This is a genomic window from Actinotalea sp. C106, assembly GCF_023630195.1.
Taxonomy (GTDB): Bacteria; Actinomycetota; Actinomycetes; order Actinomycetales; family Cellulomonadaceae; genus Actinotalea.
On record NZ_JALPKN010000156.1, the window covers coordinates 1 to 7,520 of the forward strand.

General features: G+C 73.3%; 7 protein-coding genes and 1 pseudogene. 5 read left to right on the forward strand and 3 right to left on the reverse strand.

Going from position 1 to position 7,520, the window contains the following annotated elements; translation table 11 throughout:
• On the reverse strand, window positions 1-831 hold an 831-nt coding region (locus tag L0B03_RS11265; protein WP_250445884.1), incomplete at its 3' end, for a histidine kinase.
• Between the two features lie 156 nt (window positions 832-987).
• Between L0B03_RS11265 and L0B03_RS11270 the strand changes: the two genes are divergently transcribed.
• Both L0B03_RS11270 and L0B03_RS11275 read left to right on the forward strand, forming a co-directional pair.
• Complete coding sequence (locus tag L0B03_RS11270) at window positions 988-1,671, forward strand: response regulator transcription factor (protein WP_250445885.1); 684 nt, start codon at window positions 988-990, stop codon at window positions 1,669-1,671.
• 15 nt (window positions 1,672-1,686) lie between these two features.
• Window positions 1,687-3,027 carry an ATP-binding protein gene (locus L0B03_RS11275; protein ID WP_250445886.1) on the forward strand — a complete coding sequence of 447 codons (1,341 nt, stop codon included), beginning with the start codon at window positions 1,687-1,689 and terminating at the stop codon, window positions 3,025-3,027.
• A gap of 45 nt (window positions 3,028-3,072) precedes the next feature.
• Here L0B03_RS11275 and L0B03_RS11280 read toward each other — a convergent pair.
• A pseudogene (locus L0B03_RS11280) lies at window positions 3,073-3,465 on the reverse strand (GtrA family protein); the annotation flags it as partial.
• A 61-nt stretch (window positions 3,466-3,526) separates the two neighbouring features.
• Here L0B03_RS11280 and L0B03_RS11285 point away from each other — a divergent pair.
• The 3 genes from L0B03_RS11285 to L0B03_RS11295 are packed head-to-tail and all read left to right on the forward strand — an operon-like array spanning window position 3,527 to window position 6,553.
• The gene (locus L0B03_RS11285; protein ID WP_250445887.1) at window positions 3,527-4,726 is read left to right on the forward strand and encodes a 5-(carboxyamino)imidazole ribonucleotide synthase; all 1,200 of its coding nucleotides are present in this window, start codon (window positions 3,527-3,529) and stop codon (window positions 4,724-4,726) included.
• Window positions 4,719-5,267, forward strand: coding sequence for a 5-(carboxyamino)imidazole ribonucleotide mutase (purE, locus tag L0B03_RS11290; RefSeq protein ID WP_250445888.1), 549 nt, complete (start codon window positions 4,719-4,721; stop codon window positions 5,265-5,267). Before L0B03_RS11285 ends, purE begins: the two co-directional genes overlap by 8 nt.
• A 53-nt stretch (window positions 5,268-5,320) precedes the next feature.
• Window positions 5,321-6,553 (forward strand): acyltransferase, encoded by a 1,233-nt coding sequence (locus L0B03_RS11295; protein WP_250445889.1) that lies wholly within the window; start codon window positions 5,321-5,323, stop codon window positions 6,551-6,553.
• Here the strand turns inward: L0B03_RS11295 and L0B03_RS11300 are convergent.
• The coding region (locus L0B03_RS11300) for an LCP family protein (RefSeq protein ID WP_250445890.1) at window positions 6,518-7,520 on the reverse strand (1,003 nt) is incomplete at its 5' end. The two genes, L0B03_RS11295 and L0B03_RS11300, sit on opposite strands and share 36 nt — an antisense overlap.

Genomic DNA, 7,520 nt, shown 5'->3' on the forward strand with positions numbered 1-7,520 from the left:
CGCGCCCGGCGCAGAGCCGGCCTGGCCCGCCGGGCCGGCCGAGATCCCTGGTGTCGCGGACTCCTCGCTCGAGGGCCGGAGCACCCCGAGCAGGCGCCTCATGTCGGTGAGGGCGGCGCGGCCGGTCTCGGCGATGGTGGTCAGGGAGCGGGTCGCGGCGGCCGGGTCCTGCTCGGCCGCGTACCGGCCCCCGTCGGCCTGGGCGATGATCACCGAGAGGGAGTGGGCGACGATGTCGTGCATCTCGCGGGCGATGCGGGCCCGCTCGGCCGCGGTCGCGATCTGGGCCTGCTGGTCGCGCTCGATCTCGGCGCGCAGGGCGCGGTCCACGAGGGAGTCGATCGACTCGCGGCGCGCGCGGCGGACCAGCCCGAAGGCGAAGGTGCTCAGCGCCAGGAGGGCCAGGGCCACGGCGAAGACGCCAGCCGTGACGAGCGACCCGGACTCCAGGAAGGTCGCGCCGCCGAACATGGCCGAGCCCGTCAGGGCGCCGATGATGGCCGTGCGGTAGGCCCAGACGGGTCCGTGCACGGTGACCGAGTAGAGCGCCACGAGCACGAGGAAGTCGACCGGGACGATGAGCAGCTCGCCCGCGAGGAAGTGCAGCAGCGCCACGGAGAACACCGCGGCGGCGGAGGCCGCCGGGCGGACCCTGCGCCAGGCCAGCGGGACGACCTGGGCGAGGGAGGCGAGCTCGACCCAGCCGTTCTCGGTGATCGAGAAGCTCGACGCGCTCGGCACCACGAGCAGGGCGGTGAACGCGGTGGCGACGGCGTCCATGACGAAGCGGTGCTTCTCGTCCCAGGCGCTCACGCGCTCCCACCACCGCACGCCGACAGCCTAGGGCGGTACGCCTGGTGGCACGTCGCCCCCCAGGCGGAGCGGCTGTCCCCCCGGGGTCGTACGCCACGCACGAGTCATGCTGGTCACGGACGTGCGCCGGGCGCGTTACACCGTAGAGGCAGCTGGTGTGGCTAGCATGTCCGCATGACGCACGTTCTCTTGGCCGAGGATGACCCAGCCATTGCCGAGCCCTTGGCCCGAGCCCTCGGTCGCGAGGGGTACGACGTGGTCGTGCAAGGCACCGGTCAAGGGGCCATCGAGGCCGCCTCGGCGGCGGACATGGTGATCCTCGACCTGGGCCTGCCGGACATGGACGGCCTGGACGTCGCGCGCTGGATCCGCAGCCAGGGGCTCAGCACCCCCGTGCTCGTGCTGACCGCGCGCGCCGACGAGGTCGACCTGGTCGTCGGGCTCGACGCCGGGGCGGACGACTACGTGACCAAGCCCTTCCGCCTCGCCGAGCTGCTCGCGCGGGTGCGCGCCCTGCTGCGCCGCACCCACGCCGACGGTCTCGAGGAGGACGAGGTCCACGCCCAGAACGTGCGCATGGACCTCGCCGCGCACCGTGCCTTCCAGGGCGAGCGCGAGCTGCACCTGACCGCCAAGGAGTTCGAGCTGCTGCGCGTGCTGGTGCGTGAGGCCGGGTCTGTGGTCCCGCGCGAGCAGCTCATGCGGCAGGTCTGGGACTCCGATCCCACCGGCTCGACCAAGACCCTCGACATGCACGTCTCGTGGTTGCGTCGCAAGCTCGGCGACGACGCCAACGACCCGCGCTACATCTCGACCGTCCGGGGCATGGGCTTCCGGTTCGAGACCGGCGCCTCCTGAGGGCGGGGGGCTGAGGTGCGGCGCCGCGTCCTCCAGGCGACCGTCGCCGCGGTGACGGTCGCCGTCCTGCTGCTCGGCATCCCCCTCGCGATCTTCAGCTCCCAGCTCATCCGGGACGCCGAGCTCCGCAACCGGGACGACCGGGCCGCGAACCTCGCGCGTCAGGTCGAGTCCCGGATCTCGAGCGACCGGGAGGTCACCGAGGAGCTGCTCGAGCTGTACCTGGGAGGGGACGACGGCAGTCTGCCCGCCTCGGTCTCGGTCGTCACCGCCGACGGCACCCGGGTCCGGGCCGGGGACCCCATCGAGGGCCGGGCCTACCCCGCGGTCGTGCGCACCGACTCCGGGGCGGTGGTCCTGGTCTCGATCTCCTACTGGGACGTGGTCTGGCGCACCACGCAGGCCGTGCTGCTCGTGCTCGTGGCCTCGCTGGGGGCGGTGCTCGCGGGGGTGGCCATGGCTTTGTGGCAGGCGCGACGCCTCGCCGCGCCGCTCGTGTACCTCGCGGCGAGCGCCGAGCAGCTCGGCTCGGGGCAGGTGCGGCCCAGGCTCGAGCCCTCGGGGGTCGAGGAGATCGACCTGGTAGCGGCCGAGCTCGCCCGCAGCGCGGACCGCATGGCTGGGCGCCTCGCGGCCGAGCGTCAGTTCGCGGCGGACGCCTCGCACCAGCTCCGCACCCCGCTCACCGCCTTGTCGATGCGGCTGGAGGAGATCAGTCTCGCGACCGACAAGGACGAGGTCCGCGAGGAGGCCCGCATCTCCCTCGAGCAGGTCGAGCGCCTGGTCACCGTGGTCGACGACCTCCTGACCCGGTCGCGCCGCGCCTCGGGGGGCACCACCGAGGCCGTGCACCTGCTCGACGTGGTGCACCAGCAGGAGGAGGAGTGGCTTCCCTCCTACCGCTCGGCCGGGCGGACCCTCAAGGTCGAGGTCCCGGACGACGTCGCCGTCCTGGCCACCCCGGGGGCCTTGGCCCAGGTGCTCGCCACCCTCATCGAGAACTCGCTGCGCCACGGCGGCGGCACGACGACGATCCGCTCACGCGGCTCGGGCCCCGGCGCGGCCGTGGTCATCGAGGTCACCGACGAGGGGCCTGGGGTCCCGGACGACCTCGCCCCGCGGATCTTCGAGCGGGAAGTGACCTCAGGTGCGGGGACGGGCCTGGGGCTCGCTCTCGCCCGTGACCTCGTCGCGGCCGACGGCGGACGCCTCGAGCTCGCGCAGCGTCGGCCCCCGGTCTTCGCGGTCTTCCTCTCCGGGGTGCCCCGGACCCTGGACCCCGACGTCGTGCTGCCGCGGGGGGCCACCCTGTCCCTGCGGGGCCGTCGGCGTCGCACCCAGGGGCCGCGGCGCTGAGACGGGGACGCCCTCCACGACCGAGCCGCCGGTGAAGACGAAGCGACGGTAGGCGAGGTACCGGAAGGCCGTGCCGAGCCCGAGGCCCACCACGTTGGCCGCGAGGTTGTCCGCCAGCGGCGAGGTCAGCCCGAGGGCGTAGCGCGAGACGGCCAGGCAGCCGACCGCGATGGCCATGCCGCCGACGTTGACCGCGGCGAACACCGCGAGCTCGCGGGCATGGGCCTCGGTGCGGTGCGCGGCGAAGGCCCAGTACCGGTTCCCCACCCAGGACACCAGCATCGCGACGGTGACCGCGAGGACCTTGGCGGTCAGGGGCCGGTCCCCGAGCAGCGGGCCCGGGCCGTGCAGCAGGAGGTTGAAGGTCCCGGCGTCGACGACGAAGGCCACGGCCCCGACGGAGCCGAACCTCAGGAGCTCGGTGAGCCGGGTCCGCATGGCGGCAGGGTATCTGGACGCCGCGCCGGAGGTCCTGCCGACCTTGTTAGGCTCGCCCGTCGTGACGGGACCTGTGGTGGCAGTGGTGGGCGGCGGTCAGCTCGCCCGGATGATGACTCCTGCGGCGACGGCCCTGGGCCTGGGGCTGCGGGTGCTGGTCGAGGGCCCGACGACGTCGGCAGCCCAGGTGGTGGTCGACGCCCCGGTGGGGCTCCCCAAGGACCGTGGTGCGGTCCAGGCCCTGGTCGAGGGCGACACGAAGCGTCCTCGGGCGGCCGTCCTGACCTTCGAGCACGAGCACGTGCCGGGGGAGGTGCTCGCCGAGGTCCTCGCCTCGGGGGTGCCGGTCCGGCCCAGCGCCGCGGCCCTGATTCACGCGCAGGACAAGATCGCGATGCGGCGCCGGCTCACCGAGATCGGCGTGCCGTGCCCGGACTGGGCCGAGCTGCCCGACGCGGCAGCCCTGTCCAGGTTCCTCGAGGACCACGGCGGCGAGGCCGTCGTCAAGACCGCGCGCGGGGGCTACGACGGCAAGGGTGTGCGGGTGGTCCGCTCGACGAGCGAGGTGGTCGAGTGGTTCGCGGCCGCGGGGATCGGTGGGCCCGCCCTGCTCGCCGAGGCGAAGGTGCCGTTCGTGCGGGAGCTCGCGGTCCTGCTCGCCCGTCGGCCCTCGGGGGAGATCCGGACGTGGCCCGTGGTCGAGACCGTGCAGGCCGACGGCGTGTGCTCGCTGGTCGTGGCCCCCGCACCGGACCTGGACCCGGTGGTCGAGGCCGCAGCGCTCGACGCGGCGACCCGGGTCGCCGAGGGGCTCGACGTGACCGGGGTGCTCGCGGTCGAGCTGTTCGAGGTGGCTGGTCGGTCGGTGGGTCCGGCGGGAGAGGCCGGGGCGCGGGTGCTGGTCAACGAGCTCGCGATGCGGCCGCACAACTCGGGTCACTGGACCATCGACGGCGCGGTCACCAGCCAGTTCGAGCAGCACCTGCGCGCGGTCCTCGACCTCCCCCTCGGGGACACGACGCCGACCGCCCGGTGGTCGGTCATGGCCAACGTGCTGGGCGCCGAGCGGGACGAGCTCACCGAGGCCCTGCCCGAGGTCGCCGCCCTGGATCCCGCGGCCAAGGTCCACCTCTACGGCAAGGAGGTCCGCCCCGGGCGCAAGCTCGGCCACGTCACGGCGTCCGGCGAGGACCTCGACACCGTGCGCGACCGGGCGCTGGCGGCGGCGTCGGTGGTCAGGGGAGACTCGACCCATGGCTGAGAGCGCAGGAGCACCGCTGGTCGGTGTCGTCATGGGGTCGGACTCGGACTGGCCCGCCATGGAGGCCGCGGCCCTGGCCCTGGCCGAGTTCGAGGTCCCGTGCGAGGTCGACGTCGTCTCGGCGCACCGCATGCCCCAGGAGATGATCGACTACGGGCGGTCGGCGGCCGAGCGCGGGCTGCGGGTCGTCATCGCCGGGGCGGGGGGCGCGGCCCACCTGCCCGGGATGTTGGCCGCCGTCACCCCGCTGCCCGTGATCGGTGTCCCGGTCCCGCTCGCGCACCTGGACGGCATGGACTCGCTGCTGTCGATCGTGCAGATGCCTGCGGGGGTCCCGGTCGCGACCGTGTCGGTCGGCGGGGCACGCAACGCGGGGCTGCTCGCGGTGCGGATGCTCGCCGCGGGAGAAGGGGAGGCCGCTGCGGCGCTGCGGGAGCGGATGGTGACCTTCCAGGAGAGCCTCCGCGACCAGGCGCAGGCCAAGGGAGAGCGGCTGCGGTCCCGCCGGGCGGGCGAGGGGCGGACCGGCTTCGGCCGCTGACCGCGGTCCGCCGTGGGCGGGCGATCTTCGCGGGCCCGTCGTAGGGTCACAGAATGGTAACGACGACCCCGACGGGGGTGCCTGACGTCCCTGTGCCCGCGGACGGACGCGGTGGGCCCGGGACCTCGCCCTCGAGCGACGCGCCGCGGGGGCGTCCGCGCCCCGAGCCAGCAACCCGCGAGCACCCGGCTCGGCTGTACACCCTGGACGGACTGCGGTTCGCGGCTGCGGTCGGCGTCCTGCTCCATCACTTCACCGCGCGGTGGCACGTCGGCTGGGGGGAGGACCCGGGGGAGCGGTTCCCCGTGCTCGGCCACGTATCGACGTACTTCGCCCTGGCGCCCGAGCTCTTCTTCGTCATCAGCGGGTTCGTCATCCTGTGGACCGCGTGGGGCCGCTCAGTACCTCAGGTGGTGGGCTCGCGGCTGGCGAGGCTCTACCCCTCGTACTGGGCCGCGGTGCTGATGACGAGCTTCCTGCTCATGGTGATCTGGCGGGACGGGAAGCAGATCTCGTTGTCCGAGGTCGCCGTGAACCTGACCCTGACCCAGTCCGCGTGGGGGGTGCGGCACGTCGACGGCGTCTACTGGACGTTGTGGACGGAGCTGCGCTTCTACCTGCTCATCGTCCTTCTCGTGGCGATCGGGCTGACCCGACGACGCATCATCGCGTTCACCACGCTCTGGCCGCTGGTGGCGTGGGGGGTGCACGAGGCCGGATGGCGCATCGCCGACATGCTGCTCATCGGCACCTACGCCCCGCTCTTCGCCGGCGGGATGCTCCTGTTCCTCATCTTCCGCGACGGGCACTCACGGCTGCTCTGGGGGCTGGTCGCGATGAACACCGCGCTGGCCGTGCACCACATCGTCCCCGAGCAGATGAGGTCGCTGAGCGCCAACACCATCTTCCCGCCGAACCCGTGGCTCATCGGGGCGATCGTCGTCGGGTGCTTCGGCCTGGTCGCGGTGCTGAGCCTGACGCGGCTCGCGCGGACCAAGGTCGAGATCTTCGTCGGCCTGGGAGCGATCACCTACCCCCTGTACCTGATCCACGAGTTCTGGGGCTGGTGGGTCATCGACCAGCTCGAGCCGTACCTGCCGACCTACGTCGTCCTTGCCGCAGCCTTCGCGGTCTCGATCCTGCTCGCCATGCTCATCCACCACGGGGTCGAGAAGAAGGTCAACAAGCCGATGCGGCGCGGCGTGGAGCGCGGCCTGACCAGGGTCGCCGACCGGCTGCCGCGGCGGCGGTCAGTCCAGGCCGCCGACGGGTCCGGGGGGCAGTGAGCCCTCGCGGATGTCGGTGAAGAACGCCGGGGTGAGGTCGGGGTCCAGGAGCACCGTCGAGCCGACCCCGCCGGGCTGGTAGTCCATCGTGGCGATCGGCGGGGTGCCGGTGATGCCCTCCGGACCCGTTGCGCTACGGAAGGCGAGGGCGAGGCGTCCCAGGTCCACCACCGAGGTGTCGTCACTCACCGCGAGGGCGCCAGTCCCGGCGCGGACCAGGGAGACCTGGCGCCGCGGGTCGAGGACGGCCGGCGAGGCGGCCTCACCGGTGATCGCAGCGATCAGCTGCTGCTGGCGCTGGGCGCGTCCGATGTCCCCTTGGGCGTCGGCGTAGCGCATACGGGCGAAGGCCAGCGCCGTGGTGCCGTCTGACACGTGGCAGCCCGAGGTCCATACCAGCCCGCTGAGCGGCTCGTTGACGTCCTGGTCGAGGCACAGCTCGACGCCGCCCAGGGCGTCGACCACGTCGGTGATGCCTCCGAAGCCGACCTCGACGTAGTGGTCGATCGTCATCCCGGTGAGGCCTTCGACGGTGCTCACCAGGAGCGGCGCCCCGCCGTAGCTGAAGGAGGCGTTGATCTTCGCGGCCCCGTGGCCGGGGATCTCGGCGTAGGTGTCGCGGGGCAGGCTGATGAGTGCTGCCGGCCCGCTCTCGGGGACGTGCAGCAGCATGATCGTGTCGGTGCGGGCCCCGGTGGTCTCGCTGTCCTCGATGACGCCGTCTTCGCGGGAGTCGGAGCCCGCGAGCAGGTACGTGGTTCCTGCCGTCGGCGCGGCTCCCGAGGTGGCCTCGACATGCTCGAGGCGGCTGTCGGCCCACAGCACCAGACCGAGGGGCCAGGCGAGCAGGACCGCGAGCACGAGGGCCGCGACGACCACCGCGCGACGTCGGCGACGGCGCGGCCGAGGTGCCTCCGGAAGTTCGCCGGGCCGGGCGGGGGAGGTCCGGGTCGGGGGTGCGGCACCG